Source organism: Thermotoga sp. Cell2 (assembly GCF_000789375.1).
In the GTDB taxonomy this organism is placed as follows: domain Bacteria; phylum Thermotogota; class Thermotogae; order Thermotogales; family Thermotogaceae; genus Thermotoga; species Thermotoga petrophila.
This window is the reverse complement of the sequence record NZ_CP003409.1, coordinates 1,639,184-1,656,659: the sequence shown is the minus strand read 5'-3', so window position 1 is coordinate 1,656,659 and position 17,476 is coordinate 1,639,184. Positions and strand designations below refer to the sequence as shown.

Here is a 17,476-nt window from a genome sequence, read left to right as displayed (position 1 = left end):
ATATGGAAAAGATTTTTGAAGAACTCGACGAGCTGATGTTCGAACTTCCCTCCTGGGCGTTCAGCGATGCAGGAACGAGGTTTGCCGTCTTCCACGAAGAAGGAGCCGCCCGGAACGTTTTCGAACGAATAGAAGACGCCGCTCTCGTTCATCGTCTCACAGGTTGTTGTCCTTCCGTTGCCCTTCACATTCCCTGGGACAAAGTGGAAAACTGGGAGGAACTGAGAGAGTTTGCTGAAGAGAAAGGCTTGAAGATAGGTGCAATCAACCCGAATCTGTTTCAGGATCCTGATTATAAGTACGGAAGCCTCACGAATCCCAGCGAAAAGATCAGAAAAAAAGCGATCGCTCACGTGATGGAGTGCGTGGACATAGCCGAAAAAACTGGTTCAAAGGTGATCAGTCTGTGGCTCGCGGACGGAACGGACTATCCCGGTCAGGACGATTTCCGCTCCAGGAAGAAAAGGCTCGAAGAGTCCCTGAGGTACATCTACGAGAACATGCCGGCCGACATGTATCTCCTCATAGAGTACAAGTTCTTCGAGCCCGCTTTTTATCACACAGACATTCCAGACTGGGGAATGAGCTATCTCCTTTCGGAAAAATTGGGAGAACGTGCTCTTGTACTCGTCGACCTAGGGCATCATCCCCAAGGAACGAACATAGAGTACATCGTTGCAACACTTCTGTCTGAGAAGAAACTCGGAGGCTTTCATCTGAACAACAGGAAATACGCAGATGACGATCTCACGATCGCCTCCATAAATCCGTACGAGGTGTTTTTGATCTTCAAGGAGATCGTCTTTGCATGGAGAGATCCTGAACTCTCTGATTCTGCAAAGAAGGTGGTTCTCATGTTCGATCAGGCCCACATCACAAAACCGAAGATCCTCGCAACGGTACAATCCGTCGTGATGGCCCAGGAACTCTTTGCGAAGGCACTTCTCATAGATGAAAATCGACTGAGAGAAGCTCAAAAAAAGTGCGATGTGGTGGAGGCCGAGGAGGCTCTGATGGATGCCTTCCGAACGGATGTGAGGCCACTTCTTAGGGAGTACAGAAGACGAAAGAACCTTCCAGAAGATCCGATAAAGGTGTTCAGGGAAGGAAATTACATGGAGAAAAGAAGGAGAGAGAGAAGATGAAGGAGATCGTGAAGGAAATTCAAAAGGTTGCTTACTGGCTCGCTGTAAAGGGTCTTTCTGAGGCGAACGCGGGAAACATCTCTGTCAGGATCGATGAAGTACCATCCAGTTATGAAGTGAAATCCATGGAGGCGTACGGTTTCGAGTACGACGGCCCTGAGATGTACCTTCTGATCACGGCTACAGGGTCGAGAATGAGGGAGATCTTCGAAGATGAAAGTAAGATCTGTCTTCTTCACATCCTTCCTGGAAGGTACTATGAAATCCTGCACGGTGAAGGAAAACCCACCAGTGAATTTCCAACACATCTCATGATCCACGCACGGTTCAAGGAGATGAACTCAGAGAAAAGAGCGATCGTTCACACACACCCGCTAAACCTCCTCACTCTGATGAACTTGAAGGACTTTCAGGACCTTCTTCCAAAGATGATGAAGATTCACCCTGAGGTTCTCATCTTCTTTCCCCAGGGGATTTCCGTTGTCGAGTTTGAAAAACCAGGGAGCGTGGAACTCGGTTTGAAAACCGTCGAAAAAGCTCGGGGAAAGGATGCCGTCCTGTGGGACAAACATGGAGTTGTAGCGTTTGGAAAGGACGTAGCAGAAGCCTACGACAGGGTTGAGATTCTGGAGAAAGCAGCAGAGATCCTTCTGAGGGTGCTCAGCCTTGGAAGGGATCCAACGGGTGTTCCGGAGGGATGGTTGTGAAGGTGCTCGCCGTGGATCTTGGTGCAACGAACGGGAAGATCTACGAGGTGGAACTGAGGGAAAAGTTGACGGTGAGGGAGCTGAAGAGGTTTCGAACGGAGGGGATTTTCCTTCCGGGAAGAGACAGAGATCACTTTTTGTGGAATCTTCCGAAATTCTATGAGGAAATAGAGAGTGTTCTTGAGACCTCCGACACGCAGTCGGTGGGAGTGGACACGTGGGGTGTGGACTTTGCGCTGTTTGACGAGAGGGGAAGGCTCATCTCCCTTCCGTACCATTACAGAGACATAAGAACAGAGGGAGTTATGGAAAAAGTCTTCGATATCATCCCAAAGAAGTACATATTCGAGCGAACGGGGATACAGTTCATGGAGATAAACACCCTCTATCAGCTCTACTCGATGGTTCTTTCGAAAGATCCTTTCCTGAAAGTGGCAAAGAAGATCCTGATGATACCAGACGTGTTCAACTTCTGGCTTTCCGGTGAGGTGGTGAGTGAGTACACGATCGCAAGCACTTCCCAGTGCTACAGTGTGCCGGAGAAAAGATGGGCGTTCGATCTTCTCGAAAAACTTTCCATTCCCACTGAAATCTTCCCGGAGGTGGTCTCACCGGGTACCGTCCTGGGAAAATGCAGGGTAAAAAGGGAAATGAACGTGATCGCCACCACCTGCCACGATACCGCATCCGCCGTTGTGGCCGTGCCGTTCGAAGAGGAAGGGATCTACATCAGTTCTGGAACATGGTTTCTTGTGGGAACGGAACTGGAGGAACCTCTTCTGACGGAAGAGGCGATGGAAAGAAACTTCACAAACGAAGGTGGATACGGAAAGATCAGGTTTCTCAAGAACGCAACCGGTATGTGGCTTCTTGAAGAGTGCAACAGGATGTGGAAAAAGAACTACTCAGAGATCGTGGAGATGGCAGAGAACGCACCTTCTTTCCAGGCGTTTCTCGACCCGGACAGAGAAGAGTTTCTTCACCCCGGGAACATGCTGGAGAGAATCAGATCTTATCTTGAAAAGACAGGACAGAGAACACTGGGGAGAATCGGAGAAATTTCCCGCCTCATCTTCGAGTCCCTTGCGTTCAACAGCAGGTGGATCGTGGATCAGATCGAAGAACTCACCGGCAGAAGGTACGAAAAGATCCACATAGTGGGTGGAGCCGTGAAGAACGATCTTTTGATGGGTTTCATTGCCGATGCAACAGGAAAGATCGTGGTGGCAGGCCCTGTGGATGCAACGCCCATCGGAAACGCCCTCGTTCAGTTCATCGCCATGGGTGAGATAAAAGATCTCGACGAGGCAAGAGAAGTTGTGAGAAAGTCCTTTGAGTTGAAAATCTTCGAGCCGAAGAATCCGGAGTTGTGGAGCGAAAAGTACGAAGAATGGAGAAGGTACAAGGAGATGAGAGTGTGAACCTGAAGGATCTGGAAAACCCTGGAGTGTGGTACAGGCCCGCACCTTTCTGGAGCTGGAACGACAAACTGTGCGAAGAAGAACTCCTGAGACAGATAGACGAGATGCACAAGAAAGGATACGGTGGTTTCTTCATGCATTCGAGAGTAGGGCTTGTGACGGAGTACCTCTCCGATGAATGGATGGCCCTTGTGAAAAGGTGTGCTGAGCATGCTAGAAAACTTGGAATGCTGGCCTGGCTTTACGACGAGGACAAGTGGCCTTCTGGATTTGCCGGTGGAATCGTTCCTCTCGAAAGTGATGAATACCGCCACAGGTTTCTTGTACTTTTGAAGAAAGAGCAGATCGAACCAGGCGACGAGATCTTGAAAAGGATAGAAAGAGGAAATGAAGAACTTTTCGTTGTGAAGCGCACGATGAAACTGGGAGATCCCTGGTTCAACGGGACCTGCTACGTGGATCTTCTCTCGAAGAAGGTCACTGAAGCCTTCATCAGATCGACCCACGAGAAGTACAGAAAGGTGTGTGGTGAGTTCTTTGGCTCTTCGATCCCTGGGATCTTCACTGACGAACCCACCTATCTGAGAGTTCATTACCCGGAAATTCCTACCCTTCCCTGGACGGATCGATTCCCGGAGGAGTTCTTGAAAAGAAAGGGATACGACATCAGGGAACACTTTGAAGAGCTATTTTTCAACACGAAGGACTACATGAAGGTGCGGTACGACTTCTTCGATGTTGCAACTGAACTCTTCATCGAAAATTTCACGATACCATATGCGAAGTGGTGCGAGGAAAACGGTATCTCCATGACGGGCCACTACATGGCCGAAGACACGCTCAGGGGCCAGGTCGAATGGATAGGGGCTGCGATGCCACACTACGAATACATGCAGATACCGGGAGTTGACAAACTCGCACGTCATCTTGAACAGGTGATCACGATAAAGCAGGTCTCATCGGTGGCGGAACAGTTGAGAAAGAAATGGGTGCTCTGTGAAACGTTCGGAACCACGGGTCAGCACGTGAGTTTCCTCCACAGAAAGTGGATTGCAGACTGGCAGGCTGTCCTTGGGATCACCTACATAAATCCACACCTCAGCCTCTACTCGATGAGGGGAGAAAGAAAAAGAGACTACCCACCGAACCTGTTCTATCAACAACCCTGGTGGAAGAATGAAAGATTCCTGTCGGATTACTTTGCAAGACTGAACCACATCGTCACACAGGGAAAGAGAGAGGTCAAAGTGCTCATGATACATCCCATCTCCTCGGCGTGGTGTGTGTATTCTAAGTTCGATGACGAGATCGATAAGCTCAACGAGCTCTTCGATACGATCACAAAGGAACTCGTTGCGAACAAGATAGACTTCCACTTCGGCGACGAGATGATCCTCTCAAAACATGGAAGAGTGAAAGAGGCAAAACTGAGAGTAGGAGAGTACGAATACGAAGTCGTGGTGCTGCCACCGCTCCTGAATCTGAAAAGTTCTACTGTGGAACTTTTGAACTCACTGGCAGAAAACGGTGGTAAGGTCTTTGTTTTGAAGGATTTCAGGTACGGCAGGTTCTTCCCGGAAAGAGTGGAAGGAAAGAAGGGAAGAATCGAATTCCTCAAAAAGGCTCGTGTTTTTGAAACGCTCGAAGATCTCATCGAAGAACTCAAACCCTTCTTTTCTGTGGATGTTCTGGATACGAAAACGAAAGAGAATGCAAAAGCGGTGATCGCGCAGAAGAGAGTGCTGGAAGACGGATCTTATCTTCTCTTTCTTGCGAACACGGACATCGACCGGGAAGTGCACTGCCATCTGGAACTGAAGGAAAAGAGAAAACACACGTACGCGATAGACCTGTTCAATTTCAAATTGGTGGAGCTGAAGGAAAACGAGTTTGTCATGTTCCCAGCGTCGAGTGTTTGTATCTGGGTAACGGACGAGGAGGTTCCTGCGGAAGATGAGAAAGTGGTTTCAACAGGAGTTCTTCTGGAGAAAGAATTCGATTTCGAGACGGCACTGAACGATTTCGAAGTGAAGATGAACTCTTTCAACGTTCTTCCAGTGGACAGGGTGGAGTATTTTGAAGCGGGTGGAAGGGTTTTCAGGAACGAGTTCGTCTCGAAGATCTGGTACGAGTTCTACAGGTTACCGGATGGTACACCGTTCAGGGTGGAGTACTCTTTCGAGGTCAGGAAAAAGCCTCAAAAACTCTTTCTCGTCGTTGAGTGCGCGGAAAATCTTGACAGAATCACGGTGAACGGCCACGAAGCGGTGTTCAAAAAGAAGGGTTGCACTTTCACCGAGGAGGAGTGTTTCCTGGATGTGAACTTCGGAAAGATGGACATTACAGAACTTGTTCAGGTGGGGAAAAACATTGTCGTTCTGGAGGGAAGAAAAGAAAACAACATCACAGGCCCGGGGTGTCACACGAGGGTGAAAGATCCAGAGAATCACAGGCCAACAGAGGTGGAGACGATATATCTTGTGGGAGATTTTTCACTTGTGAACGTGGACGAGACGAGGTACGTGATCGATGCACCCAAGGTACCGGATCACAGGGACATCACACGGGACGGGTACCCGTTCTATGTGGGATCCTTCACGCTCAAAAAGATATTTGAGTGTAAAAAAGACCCGGGGAAAAGATACTTCCTCAAGCTGAACGGTGTGGAGGCGGCCTCGGTCGAGGTGATTCTGAACGGGAAGTTCCTGGGCGTTCTTTTCTGGAGACCTTTCATGATAGATATTACAGATGCTCTGAGAAATGGAAAAAACGAACTCCAACTCGTCCTCACAAACACACTGTTCAACCTCATAGAGGCGAACCACAAGGCAGACGTTCTCGAGGAGACCTTCAGAAGACCGAAGAGCTTCATAGATTTCGAGCACCACACGGACAGATACATCCTGCTGCCCTTCGGCCTGGAAAACGTCGCCGTTCTCAGCTCTTCTTCACGATGAACTTCGGTTTTCTTCTGAACTTGAATATCTTTCTCAGAAAGAGCAGAAGGGGACATCTGAAGGCCATAGTCTCACTCCTTTCTGGCATCGACCACCTGAAAGGTGCGAAGTTTGTTGTTCTTCGATTCTCTCCACTCGATCTCGATGGGGAAGGCGAACTCCGGTTGAAGCCTTCCCTCCTTTATCCACTTTCTTGACTCTTCGTTCCTGTAGATCGCGGGACTGGCCAGAACCACGAGTTTCATAGGGCCATCGACCACGATGACCCCGTCTATCGTCTCTTCTGCGGAGAGCTTTTCGACGATCTCGTTCATCACCTTTTCTGGTGGAAGAGGTTTCACATTCACGAGGGCGATGTTTCTTGAAAGCGGCCCGATGATCTTCACGTTGGCGAGTTCCGGCTTGAAGCCATGTTCTTCGAGAACTCTGAGAAGGATCTCGTTTGCAGTAGAAACAGCTTTTCCGTGGTAATCCGGGTTTATGAGCATCTTCAGAAGGTGTTTCAGTTTGCATCCTTCTCTTCCCGCAGACTCACCGATCTTCTTCACTTCCAGTCCGAGGAACTTCAGCATCTCGTTTATCTCTTCTTTACCGACCCTGCAGAGTGGTGAGTAGACACCGTCGAAGACCTTCAGGCCCGTTTTTCCCCAGCTGTCGGAGGCGTTTGCACCGCTCGCAACGAGGTGACCCTGAGCGTATCTTTTCACCAAAACGGTCTTCACGTCGCGGGTGCAGGCGTTGCAGGATGGACCGTGTCTCCAGACCTTCTCCTGCATCCTGTTGGAAGGAATGAAAGTGTGTTTCAAGCCGTGTTTTTCTGCGAAGTTTCGAACAATCTCTCTCGATCTCTCGTAGGTGTAAGGGCTCCAGTCCACGGTGACGAGCTCCACCCTTTCTTCTCCGAGGGCCATCTTCGCCAGGATTGCCACCAGCGAACTGTCCTTTCCCCCGGAGAAGGCAACGTAGAGCTTTCCGTCTTTCACGGTTTCTCTTATGTCCTCGACGATCTCTTTTACAAGGTCTTCAACTCGAATCGTACTTCACCCCCGTCCAGTTCAAGGACGGCGTAAGAGCCTTCAGCGAGGCTTCCCGGGTTCAGAAATCTCACACCCGCTTTCACCGTGTCCTCCGGTTCGTGGGTGTGTCCGAAGAGTATCACCTAAGGTTTTTCGTTGAAGACCTTCAAAAGACGGTCTTTCAGATCCCACGGGGCACCCCACCCGTGACACATTCCTATGGTGACACCCTCTACAAGCAGGACTTTCGAGAACGGAAGGTGTTCTTTCACGTCTGGATAATCCATGTTTCCGTGAACTCCGTAGAATTCCTTAGAAAATTTCTCAAGAAGGATCACCGTGTCCAGATCCACATAGTCTCCAAGGCCTATCACGCCATCGTACTCTTTCAAAGAGTTCAGTATCTCATCCGGAAGACTGGCCATGCGCACGGGAACGTGTGAGTCGGAGATCAAAAGGAACCTCTTCACGTTCTCACCCCAGGATCGTGTTATCTATGAGTCTTGCATTTCCAACCCAGGCAGCCACCGCGACGATCACCTTTCGATCGATCTTCTCAACCGGCTCCAGAGTCTCCTCGTCCACGATCTCCACGTAGTCTATCTTCACCTTATCGAACCTGGAAAGGTGTTTTATCATCTCTTCTTTTATCTTTTCTGCGTCTCTTTCACCGTTCAGATAGAGATTCTCCGCTATTTTCAGAGACTGATAGAGCGAAAGCGCCTGCTGCCTTTCTTCGGGCGACAGATACACGTTCCTTGAGCTCATCGCGAGGCCATCCGGTTCTCTCACGATGGGACACTCGATCATTTCCACGTCCATGTTCAGATCTCTCACCATCCTCCTCAGAACCCTGAACTGCTGTGCATCTTTTTGACCGAAGTACGCCCTGTGAGGTTTCACGATGTTGAAGAGCTTCGTGACCACGGTGCACACTCCACGGAAGTGTCCAGGACGGGATCTACCACACAGATTTTTTGAAAGCTTCGTTTCTTCAACGTAGGTGGAAAAATCGGGAGGATACATCTCCTCGACTGACGGATGGAAGATGCAGTCCACGTTTTCTTTTTCGAGAAGTTTTCGGTCTCTTTCGAAATCTCTTGGGTACCTCTCGTAGTCTTCGTTGGGACCGAACTGGGTAGGATTCACGAAAATACTCACCACGACCACATCGTTTTCATCCCTTGCTCTTCTCACAAGAGACAGGTGCCCTTCGTGGAGGTATCCCATGGTGGGGACGAATCCTATCGTTTTTTTCTTCTCTCTCATTTCCTCGGAGAATTTCTTCATTTCCTCTATGGTTTCTATGATCTTCATTCTCTCGCCTCCCCGATTTTGCAGAAAACATCATCACAGAATTTCTTTTCGATGAGATTCCACACGGTTTCTCCAACAGGATTTCCAACATCTGCCAGGTAATCCGCCAGGTGAAGGTGGAGGCACTTCACTTTCGAGAAATCTCGAATACCACCTGTTCCTACCTTTTCCAGAATTTCGCGGAAGGGATGTTCCCCGGTGAGGAGCCTTTTTCTTCTCTCTATCACTTCTAAGTGTGCCTTCCTCATCTTTTCTCGAAACGCCACATCGGACGCTATTCGATCTTCGAGTTTCTTTATGAACCCTTCGCTCTCGAGTTTGGATACTTCTCTTCTCAAGTGGGGACAGGTGAGCCAGTAGAGAGTTGGAAAGGGCTTTCCATTCTTGATGGGCAGACTTTCGATCACAACCGGATAGCCGTATGGACAGCGATAAGCCACCCGATTCATGTTCGTGATCTTTCTTCCAATCTGCCACTCTACGATCTTTTCATCACGAGAGTTACCCATTCTCTCTCCTGCTTTCTCTCCAAAACGTTCCATCCGTGTTCACTGGCCTTCCTTTTCACCATGTCTTCTTTCTTGTCAACGATCCCTGAGAGTATGAGCATGGAATCTCTGTGTGTGACACGATTCACATCTTCGAGTAGCTTCACGTGAATCTCAGCCAGAATATTGGACACCACAATATCGAAAGTACCCTCCACATCTGAGAGAAGATCCGACCATTTCACCAGTACGTCGACGTCGTTCTTTCGAACGTTCTCTTCAGCCACCTCGACGGCCTGCTCATCCACATCGACCGCTACCACCTGAGACGCACCGAGTTTTTTGGCAGCGATGGCGAGTATTCCCGTTCCACATCCAACGTCGAGCACAGTGTTTCCTTCCTTCAGATACTTTTTCAGGAAGAAGACGCTCATTCTCGTGGTGGGATGGAGACCTGTGCCAAACGCCACACCGGGAGACAGTTTTATCACGATCGCATCTCTTCTGTTTATCTTTTCAGTTGGATCTATGAATATTCCCTCGACGATTTCAAAGGGTTCGAGCTCGACTATCCAGTCTTTGGGAGTGGTGATCTTCTCATCAACAATCTCCCAATCTTTCAAAAAATCAGGAAGGGGTTCACCCTCCCTAAGGTAGATCTTCAACACCCTCTTTCCCTTTTCATCTTCCTCTATCGCGAAATTGAAGAATCCCTCTTCGTAAAATTTTTCTACGAGTTCTTCCTCTTCGACTCTCAAAGGAAAGATCAGCTCTTTAAACCTCATCGATCTTTCTGATTCTCCTTTCGTGCCTTCCTCCATCGAAGGGTGTTGAGAGGAAGGTATCCACTATCCAGAAAGCGAGCTCTGCTCCGATGAGCCTTCCCGGAAGAACGAGGATGTTTGCATTGTTGTGCGATCTCGCGAGTCTTGCCATGTCCGGGAAAAGACAGAGAGCCGCTCTTATGCCCCTGTACCTGTTTGCGGCGATCGACATCCCGAGTCCTGTACCACACAAAAGGATTCCAAAATCCGCTTCGTTCGACAGAATGGATTGAACGACTTTTTTCGCATAGTCCGGATAATCAACGGATTCCTCGGAGTAGGTACCGTGATCTTCCACTTCTATTCCCTTGCCCAGAAGGTAGTTTTTCACCTTCTCTTTCAGTTCAAAGGCTGCGTGGTCCGATGCAATAGCGATCTTCACTTTCTTCGCACCTCCTCCATGGCCTCCGATATCGTATCGTATATCTTCACTATGCGATCCAGATTCGTCAGAGAGAGGACTCGCTCTACTTTCTCATTTGGAGATATCAGTGCAAAGAAGCCGCCACTGCTGCTGACACTCTTCAAAATGTTTACAATGACACCCAGACTGAAGCTGTCTATGCTCTCCACATCCGAAAGGACCAGAAATATCTTGTTGTAACCATTGTTCAAAAACTCGTCAAAGACCCATTTTTTGAACAGATGTGCGTTCTCTATGTTGAGCTCTTTGTTCGGCATCAATATCACCACATCATCCACAATCTTGTAGGGAAACATCCTATCCCCCCTTAGAGTTTTCTGAAAACTCCCACCACTTTACCCAGGATTTTCACCTTTTCCGCCTTGAAAAACATCGACGACATCTCTCTGTTAGCGGGCCTCAACTCTACCGTATCACCTCTCTGATAGAACTTTTTTAGCGTCACCTCTCCGTCAACCATCGCCGCCACGATATCCCCGTTCTGCGCCCAATCCTGTCTTCTCACAAGAACGAGGTCCCCATCACAGATGTGTTCTTCTATCATGCTTTCTCCTTTTACTTTCAACAAAAAGTGATCGTAACCGCTCGAAAGAAAGCTCTCGGGAATTTCTATGTAATCTTCCAGATATTCGATGGCTTCTCTTTTTTCACCTGCACGAATCTCTCCAATCAGAGGTATTTTGTTCCTTATGCTTTTCGAAACCCTCAGTGCCCGCGGTTTGCCGTTTTTCCTTTCGATGTAACCCTTCTTCTCCAGAGCAATTAGATGGAGAAGAGCGCCGCGCGGGGTGATTCTGAAGCGCCGCGCAATCTCCCTCACCGAGGGGGGATATCCATTTTTCTCTATGAACTCTTCTATGAACAGAAGTACCTTTCTCTGCCTTTCAGTGAGATCTTTCAAGTGTCGAACACCACCTTCGTTTTCAGAACATCGCCATCGTGCTCGAACTTCAGAAGATGGTATGTGAGGGCTTTTATTTCGGTCCCCTCTTTTTTCTGATCTTCCTGAAAGTTACTTTTAGCTCGTTTCCTTCCCTTTTAATCCTCCAGGGAGCCCATCCTTTCGATATCTCAAGAATCCAGTCGTTCACCGTGTCAAAGAAAACGTCTTCCATCTCTTCAAGAGGATAAGTTTTCTCTTTCTCTTCGTTATCGAGGACAATCCCTTCTTCTTCGAAAAGGATGTTCCTCGCTTCTTCCAGAAGTTCTTCGTAAGAGTTCCCGGATATCTCGTAAGCAATGTCAGCAGTGTGCTCTATGGGTTTCCTCAATCTTTCACCACCGCCACCTTCGATATGGTATCGTCTCCAAGTTCGATGAGTTTCACGCCTTTTGTCACACGACCGATGACACCGATTTCAGACACGGGAAATCTGATCATCATGCCGTTTCTTGTGACCACCACTATCTCTTCGTCGCCCCTCACGTATCTCACGGCTACTACGTACCCTGTTTTGTTCACATCGGAGATGTTTCTGAGACCCGTTCCTCCTCTTCTCTGAATCCTGTACAGCTGAACGGGTGTTCTCTTGCCGAATCCCTTCTCTGTCACGGTGAGAATCTCTCCTTCGTCACCTGGAGGTATCACGTCCACACTCACCACTTCGTCTCCTGGCTGAAGTTTTATCGCCTGAACTCCGGCTGCATTTCTTCCCATCCTGCGAACATCGCTCACCGGGAATCTGACGGCCATACCCATCTTCGTTGCCACTATGAGTGTTTCTTTTTCGCTGTTAACAACCCTGGCGCTGACGATCTCATCTCCAGGTTCTATCTTTATGGCTCTGACACCGCGGTTGCTGGTGGCGTTTTCAAACTCTTTGAGAGCGGTTCTTTTGATCTTCCCAGATTTTGTAACGATCACAAGATCATTTCCATCACCGTTCAGAGAAGCGAGTGCTACGATCTTTTCTGTGTCTTCGAGATTCAGAAACGCGGTGATGTGCCTTCCTCTCGTGTTTCTTCCGGTGGTTTCCAGCTGATAATTCTTGAGAACATACGCCCGTCCGAGGTTCGTTATAAACAGGGTCGATGCGGTGTTTTTCGCGACCACAACGAACTCGACCTCGTCATCTTCAGTGAGTTTCGAGACGGTGATTCCTTTACCCCCGCGCTTCTGCGATCTGTAGCTGTTCAGCGGTGTGCTCTTTAAATAGCCGTTATGACTCAATGTTATCACCACGTCTTCTTCGACAATGAGTTCCTCTTCGTTGTACTGGATACTTTGATCTGTTATTTCTGTTCTTCTGGGATCCCCGTATTGTTGCTTCAAGTAGAGGAATTCTTCTTTCATTATCTCCTTTACTTTTTCGTCCTTCTCGAGTATTTCCTTCACTTCTGAGATCTTCCTGACCAGATCGGAGTATTCGTTTTGAAGGTTCTCTATTTCGAGGGAAGTCAGCCTCGAAAGTCTCATGTCGAGAATGGCTTTTGCCTGTTCTTCGGTGATTTCGAGTGTTTCCATGAGTGATTGCTTCGCACTTTCCACATCCTTGCTGTTCCTCACGATGTCCACAACAACACCTATCGCTCTTGCCGCCTTCAGGAGACCCTCGACAACGTGTGCCCTCCTTGTGTACTGTTCGTATTCGTACCTTGCTCTTCTTCTGATGACTTCAAAGCGGTGCTCAAGGAAAGCCTCCATCAATCCTTTCAAATTCATCAACCTGGGTCTTTTGTGTTTGTCTATGACCAGCATCTGAACGTTGAAGTAATCCTGAAGAGCAGTTCTCTTGTAGAGATTGTTTATTATGACCTCTTCGCTGGTGTCCTTCGGGATCTCTATAACTATCCTCATTCCGCGTTTATCGGATTCATCTCTTATGTTCCTGATTGGGAGTGATTCGTCGTCTTTCGCTATTTTTGCTATTTGTTCTATGAGACCCGCTTTACTGACTCCGTACGGAATCTCCGTGATGACGATTCGCTTTACTCTCTTTCCATCCTCGACGTGCACCTTTCCTCTGACGATGATCCTGCCTCTTCCCTCTTCGTAAACCTTCTTCAATTCAGAAGCGTTCACTACCACGGCTCCTGTGGGAAAATCCGGTCCTTTTATGAACTGCATGAGTTCTTCAACCGTGGCTTCTGGATGATCGATCAAATAAATCAGGGCATCCACGGTCTCGGAGAGATTGTGTGGAGGTATGTTTGTGGCCATTCCCACCGCTATACCGGAGGCACCGTTTATTATGAGATTTGGCACCTTGGATGGGAGGACTTCCGGCTCCTTCAGCGTGCCATCGAAATTGTCGACCATGTTCACCGTGTTCTTTTCTATGTCTTCGAGCATTTCTTCGGCAAGCTTCGTGAGTCTCGCTTCCGTGTACCTCATCGCGGCAGGAGGGTCTCTGTCTATGGAACCGAAGTTTCCCTGACCCTCTATGAGTGGATACCTCATCGTGAACGGCTGAGCCATCCTCACGAGGGCATCGTACACGGGTGCGTCACCGTGAGGATGGTACTTACCCATCACTTCACCGACGATTCTCGCACTCTTCTTGGTGGGTGAGTTGTGTTTGAGACCGAGTTCGTACATTCCATAGAGAATTCTCCTCTGAACGGGTTTGAGACCATCCCGAACGTCCGGAATGGCCCTTCCCACTATAACGCTCATCGAGTACAGAAGATAAGACTCAACAAGTTCATCCTCTACGGGTTTGTTTATCAGGATCTCTGGCATTCACATCCCTCCGTCAGGACACCTTCGCACCTGGTGTGATTTCTCCATCTACAGTCAAAAGTCTCAAGGTATCGCCGGACTTTGCGGCGAGGAGCATTCCCTGAGACTCTATGCCCATGAGTTTTGCGGGTTTTAAATTAGCGACAACGACGATCAGTTTTCCTACGAGTTCTTCGGGTTTGTAGTGTTCTGCAATTCCCGCCACTATCTGTCTCTTTTCCGTTCCAAGATCGATTATCAATCTGAGAAGTTTTCTGGAATTTGGAACCTTCTCCGCTTCGAGGACCTTTGCAATTCTGAGATCTACTTTGGAAAAATCATCTATTGTGATCACGTTCTGTTCGACCGACACCGTCTCCACCACCTTTTTGAAGTCTTTCGCGTCGATTTTTCTGAAGAGAGGTTCGCCGTGGATCACTGTGGAACCAGACTTCAGAACTCCCCAGTTTTCCAGATGTTCCTTCGAAGGCTTTTCTTCAAAGGACACTCTCCTGAACACTTCTTTGGAGGTGTCTGGCATCACCGGGAGTGTCATCAGAGCCACCTTGAACACGGCCTCCAGTGAGTTGTACAGCACCGTTCCGAGCCTTTCCATATTTCCCTCTTTTCCAAGTATCCAGGGCTTCGTGTCATTGAAGTACTTGTTCACATCTGCTATGAACTCCCATATCTTGTCCAGGGCTTCTGTGAGCCGGTAGGAATCCATGAGTTCATGGTAAGCGTCTTTTGTTTCGAAGAATCTCTCCTTCAGCCAGCTATCGAGCCCTTCCTGAGCAGAAGGAGAAGGAAGTCTTCCGTTGAAATACTTCTTTATCATAGCCGTGATCCTGTGAAGGAGATTTCCGTAGTCGTTCGCGAGATCGGAATTCAATCTGTGGACGAGCCTTTTCTCCGAGAAATCGCCGTCTTTTCCGAACATGATATCCCGTATCAGGTAATACCTCACCACGTCGTTGCCGTATCTCTTCACGAAGAATCTGGGGTCTATAGCGTTGCCGAGGGACTTACTGATCTTCTGGCCGTTCACCGTGAGCCACCCGTGTGCGAACACCTTTTTTGGAAGTGGGAGTCCAACCGACATGAGCATCGCAGGCCATATGATGGAGTGGAATCTGTTTATTTCTTTTCCTATCAGATGCAAATCTGCAGGCCACCATTTATTGAACATCTCATCGTTCCAGCCGTATCCTATAGCGGATATGTAATTTATGAGCGCGTCCACCCACACGTAGATCACGTGTTCCGGATCGTCCTTCATGGGAACGCCCCATTTGAAGGTCGTCCTGGTGATGCTCAGGTCTTTGAGACCACCTTCGAGAATCTTCAGCATCTCGTTTCTTCTGAAGTCCGGTTCCACAAAATCGGGATGCTCCTCGTAGTACTTCAGGAGAGGATCTCTGTATTTCGAAAGTCTGAAGAAGTAATTCTCTTCCTCCACCCATTTGACGGGTCTTTTACACTCCGGACAGAAACGTTCTTCTCCTTCCTTTATAACCTCGTCCTCGTTCCAGAACGTCTCACAGGGGACACAGTACCATCCCTTGTAGATGCCCTTGTAGACGTCTCCGTTTTCTTTCATCTTCGCAACGAATTCCTGGACGGTTTTCATGTGCATTTCGTCTGTGGTTCGGATGAAATAATCGTTCGTGATCTTCAGTTCTTTCCAGAGCTGTTTGAACTTTTCAGCCAGTTCGTCACAGAATTCCTGCGGGTCCTTTCCAGCCTGCTGGGCTGCCTGCAGGACCTTCTGGCCGTGTTCGTCCGTTCCCGCGAGAAAGAACACATCGTAACCCATGAAACGTTTGTAGCGAGCGATGATATCGGCTACAATAGTGGTGTAGGCACTTCCTATGTGAGGCTCAGAATTCACGTAGTAGATTGGGGTGGTGATGTAAAATTTCAAAGTGTCACCTCCTTGTTTTCCCTATCTACTCAATGATACCACACACTGGAGGTGAGATTTGTGAGAACTAACAAAGACAGACTCGTTCGAATTTCGGTTGTTGGAGAGATCGCTCCAGCGAAAATGAGGTCTCCTTACAGTGTAACAACCGAAGGGACAGTGAGGGTAATTCCAGTGCTTGGGGGCATCACCTACAACGTGAAAGTGGGTGACAGTGCTTACGGATGGGCAGGAGACCACGTAGAACCGGGTGTGTCTGTCATGGCAAGGAATAAGGAAGAGGAAATACCGCTGATGACCCTTTCGTGTATAGGAAACGAAGTGATCGTGATGTCTGGAGACGCGAAGGGAAGCAGAGGGTTCGTCACGGGAAAACACGGAGGTGTGAACCACGTTCTCGTTTATTTCGAAGAAGAAGTACTCGGAAAGCTCATGGTGGGGGATAAGATATTGATAAAGGCCTGGGGGCAGGGACTGAAGCTTCTGGATCATCCGGATGTGAAGGTGATGAACATCGACCCAGATCTCTTCGAAAAACTTGGGATACAGGAAAAGAATGGGAAAATCCATGTACCTGTTGTTGCGAAGATTCCAGCGCACATGATGGGATCCGGGATCGGCGCCTCAAGCAGTGCTTCCACCGACTACGATATAATGGCATCGAATCCTGAGGATCTTGGAGTAGCGGATCTGAAACTTGGAGACATCGTCGCAATTCAGGACCACGACAATTCCTATGGAGTTGGAAAGTACAGAAAAGGGGCAGTATCGATAGGTGTTGTGGTACACTCTGCCTGCGTTTCAGCAGGACACGGTCCGGGTGTGGTTGTGATCATGACGGGAGACGAATCGAAGATATTACCGGAAGTGGTGGAAAGGGCGAACATATCTGATTATCTTGTGAGGTGATATCGTGTTTCCTCTTTACGATGTTCTCCCAAGTAGAAAGAAGCCTTACGTAACGATAGCTTTGATTTTGATAAACGTGGTTGTTTTCGTGTATGAACTCATGTTGAACGACAGAGAACTTCTCCTGTTCATGTACAGATATGGCCTCGTGCCAGCTCGTTACACGGTTGAGAGAGTAAAAGAAGCGCTCGGCTTTTCCCTTCTTCCTTTCATAACTCACATGTTTCTCCACGGAGGGTTCTGGCACATCCTGGGTAACATGTGGTTTCTCTGGATATTCGGAGACAACACAGAAGACGAGATGGGCCATGTTGGCTACACTCTGTTTTATCTATCTGCCGGTATTTTTGCCGCACTCACCCAGTTCGTTTTTACGCTTCATTCAACAACTCCCATGGTCGGAGCTTCCGGTGCTGTTTCGGGAGTCATGGGAGCGTATTTCGTTCTTTTTCCGTACTCACGGATTGTGACACTCTTTCCCTTTTTCTTCTTCCTGACGCTGGTTGAGATTCCAGCCTTCTACTACCTCATGATCTGGTTCTTCATACAGGTGATGAACAGTCTTGTCGGATCTTACGGCGTAGCCTGGTGGGCACACATAGGTGGATTTGTCTACGGGATGATTTGGGGATATATTTTAAGGATGAGAAGGATTCACAGATACAGATATTGAAGGTGAGGGA

The 17,476-nt window shown here is 48.5% G+C and carries 17 protein-coding genes and 1 pseudogene; 6 read left to right on the top strand and 12 right to left on the bottom strand.

Features of this window, described 5'->3' with window-relative positions; genetic code table 11:
- Window positions 1-2 precede the first annotated feature (2 nt).
- From rhaI to CELL2_RS08545, 4 genes are read left to right on the top strand one after another with little or no spacing between them, the layout of a single operon-like run.
- Window positions 3-1,145, top strand: a complete 1,143-nt coding sequence (gene rhaI / locus CELL2_RS08560; RefSeq protein ID WP_029682933.1) for an L-rhamnose isomerase — start codon at window positions 3-5, stop codon at window positions 1,143-1,145.
- Window positions 1,142-1,852, top strand: a complete 711-nt coding sequence (gene rhaD / locus CELL2_RS08555; protein ID WP_015919962.1) for a rhamnulose-1-phosphate aldolase — start codon at window positions 1,142-1,144, stop codon at window positions 1,850-1,852. Before rhaI ends, rhaD begins: the two co-directional genes overlap by 4 nt.
- Complete coding sequence (locus tag CELL2_RS08550) at window positions 1,843-3,273, top strand: rhamnulokinase family protein (protein WP_038034187.1); 1,431 nt, start codon at window positions 1,843-1,845, stop codon at window positions 3,271-3,273. Before rhaD ends, CELL2_RS08550 begins: the two co-directional genes overlap by 10 nt.
- Window positions 3,270-6,230, top strand: coding sequence for an alpha-L-rhamnosidase (locus CELL2_RS08545; RefSeq protein WP_038034188.1), 2,961 nt, complete (start codon window positions 3,270-3,272; stop codon window positions 6,228-6,230). The genes CELL2_RS08550 and CELL2_RS08545 overlap by 4 nt, the downstream gene beginning before the upstream one ends.
- A gap of 71 nt (window positions 6,231-6,301) precedes the next feature.
- On the opposite strand, the gene CELL2_RS08540 is transcribed toward CELL2_RS08545, so the two are convergent.
- The 12 genes and pseudogenes from CELL2_RS08540 to metG form a co-directional block, all read right to left on the bottom strand.
- On the bottom strand, window positions 6,302-7,213 hold the full coding sequence (locus tag CELL2_RS08540; protein WP_011944081.1) for an ATP-dependent sacrificial sulfur transferase LarE: 912 nt from the start codon (window positions 7,211-7,213) through the stop codon (window positions 6,302-6,304).
- A gap of 29 nt (window positions 7,214-7,242) precedes the next feature.
- Window positions 7,243-7,716: pseudogene (locus CELL2_RS08535) on the bottom strand (metallophosphoesterase family protein).
- A 4-nt stretch (window positions 7,717-7,720) separates the two neighbouring features.
- Window positions 7,721-8,563: a pantoate--beta-alanine ligase gene (gene panC / locus CELL2_RS08530; protein ID WP_012311315.1), complete on the bottom strand. Its 843-nt coding sequence runs from the start codon at window positions 8,561-8,563 to the stop codon at window positions 7,721-7,723.
- The gene (locus CELL2_RS08525) at window positions 8,560-9,072 is read right to left on the bottom strand and encodes a DUF501 domain-containing protein (protein ID WP_012311314.1); all 513 of its coding nucleotides are present in this window, start codon (window positions 9,070-9,072) and stop codon (window positions 8,560-8,562) included. The genes panC and CELL2_RS08525 overlap by 4 nt, the downstream gene beginning before the upstream one ends.
- The gene (locus tag CELL2_RS08520) at window positions 9,042-9,836 is read right to left on the bottom strand and encodes a 50S ribosomal protein L11 methyltransferase (RefSeq protein ID WP_012311313.1); all 795 of its coding nucleotides are present in this window, start codon (window positions 9,834-9,836) and stop codon (window positions 9,042-9,044) included. Before CELL2_RS08520 ends, CELL2_RS08525 begins: the two co-directional genes overlap by 31 nt.
- Window positions 9,826-10,257, bottom strand: coding sequence for a ribose 5-phosphate isomerase B (gene rpiB / locus CELL2_RS08515; RefSeq protein WP_004080405.1), 432 nt, complete (start codon window positions 10,255-10,257; stop codon window positions 9,826-9,828). The genes CELL2_RS08520 and rpiB overlap by 11 nt, the downstream gene beginning before the upstream one ends.
- On the bottom strand, window positions 10,254-10,595 hold the full coding sequence (locus CELL2_RS08510) for an anti-sigma factor antagonist (RefSeq protein ID WP_039446238.1): 342 nt from the start codon (window positions 10,593-10,595) through the stop codon (window positions 10,254-10,256). Before CELL2_RS08510 ends, rpiB begins: the two co-directional genes overlap by 4 nt.
- Before the next feature lie 11 nt (window positions 10,596-10,606).
- Entirely contained in the window at window positions 10,607-11,200 is a 594-nt protein-coding gene (lexA, locus tag CELL2_RS08505) for a transcriptional repressor LexA (protein WP_012311311.1), read from the bottom strand.
- The gene (locus CELL2_RS09710; protein ID WP_241208702.1) at window positions 11,197-11,277 is read right to left on the bottom strand and encodes a hypothetical protein; all 81 of its coding nucleotides are present in this window, start codon (window positions 11,275-11,277) and stop codon (window positions 11,197-11,199) included. The genes lexA and CELL2_RS09710 overlap by 4 nt, the downstream gene beginning before the upstream one ends.
- On the bottom strand, window positions 11,274-11,570 hold the full coding sequence (locus CELL2_RS08500) for an archease (RefSeq protein WP_241208657.1): 297 nt from the start codon (window positions 11,568-11,570) through the stop codon (window positions 11,274-11,276). The genes CELL2_RS09710 and CELL2_RS08500 overlap by 4 nt, the downstream gene beginning before the upstream one ends.
- Window positions 11,567-13,981 carry a DNA gyrase subunit A gene (gyrA, locus tag CELL2_RS08495; RefSeq protein ID WP_012311309.1) on the bottom strand — a complete coding sequence of 805 codons (2,415 nt, stop codon included), beginning with the start codon at window positions 13,979-13,981 and terminating at the stop codon, window positions 11,567-11,569. The genes CELL2_RS08500 and gyrA overlap by 4 nt, the downstream gene beginning before the upstream one ends.
- Before the next feature lie 13 nt (window positions 13,982-13,994).
- A complete protein-coding gene (gene metG / locus CELL2_RS08490) occupies window positions 13,995-15,884 on the bottom strand; it encodes a methionine--tRNA ligase (protein ID WP_038034214.1) in 1,890 nt (629 codons plus the stop codon).
- Between the two features lie 60 nt (window positions 15,885-15,944).
- Here metG and CELL2_RS08485 point away from each other — a divergent pair, with 60 nt between their 5' ends.
- Window positions 15,945-16,793, top strand: coding sequence for a DUF4438 domain-containing protein (locus tag CELL2_RS08485; RefSeq protein WP_038034216.1), 849 nt, complete (start codon window positions 15,945-15,947; stop codon window positions 16,791-16,793).
- 4 nt (window positions 16,794-16,797) lie between these two features.
- A complete protein-coding gene (locus tag CELL2_RS08480; RefSeq protein ID WP_038034218.1) occupies window positions 16,798-17,466 on the top strand; it encodes a rhomboid family intramembrane serine protease in 669 nt (222 codons plus the stop codon).
- Window positions 17,467-17,476: the final 10 nt, after the last annotated feature.

Coding starts and splice junctions, on each gene's coding strand:
- CELL2_RS08525 (WP_012311314.1), bottom strand. CDS start 9,072: ATGGGTAACTCTCGTGATGAAAAGATCGTAGAGTGGCAGATTGGAAGA.
- gyrA (WP_012311309.1), bottom strand. CDS start 13,981: ATGCCAGAGATCCTGATAAACAAACCCGTAGAGGATGAACTTGTTGAG.
- rhaD (WP_015919962.1), top strand. CDS start 1,142: ATGAAGGAGATCGTGAAGGAAATTCAAAAGGTTGCTTACTGGCTCGCT.
- CELL2_RS08510 (WP_039446238.1), bottom strand. CDS start 10,595: ATGTTTCCCTACAAGATTGTGGATGATGTGGTGATATTGATGCCGAAC.
- CELL2_RS08520 (WP_012311313.1), bottom strand. CDS start 9,836: ATGAGGTTTAAAGAGCTGATCTTTCCTTTGAGAGTCGAAGAGGAAGAA.
- rhaI (WP_029682933.1), top strand. CDS start 3: ATGGAAAAGATTTTTGAAGAACTCGACGAGCTGATGTTCGAACTTCCC.
- CELL2_RS08550 (WP_038034187.1), top strand. CDS start 1,843: ATGGTTGTGAAGGTGCTCGCCGTGGATCTTGGTGCAACGAACGGGAAG.
- panC (WP_012311315.1), bottom strand. CDS start 8,563: ATGAAGATCATAGAAACCATAGAGGAAATGAAGAAATTCTCCGAGGAA.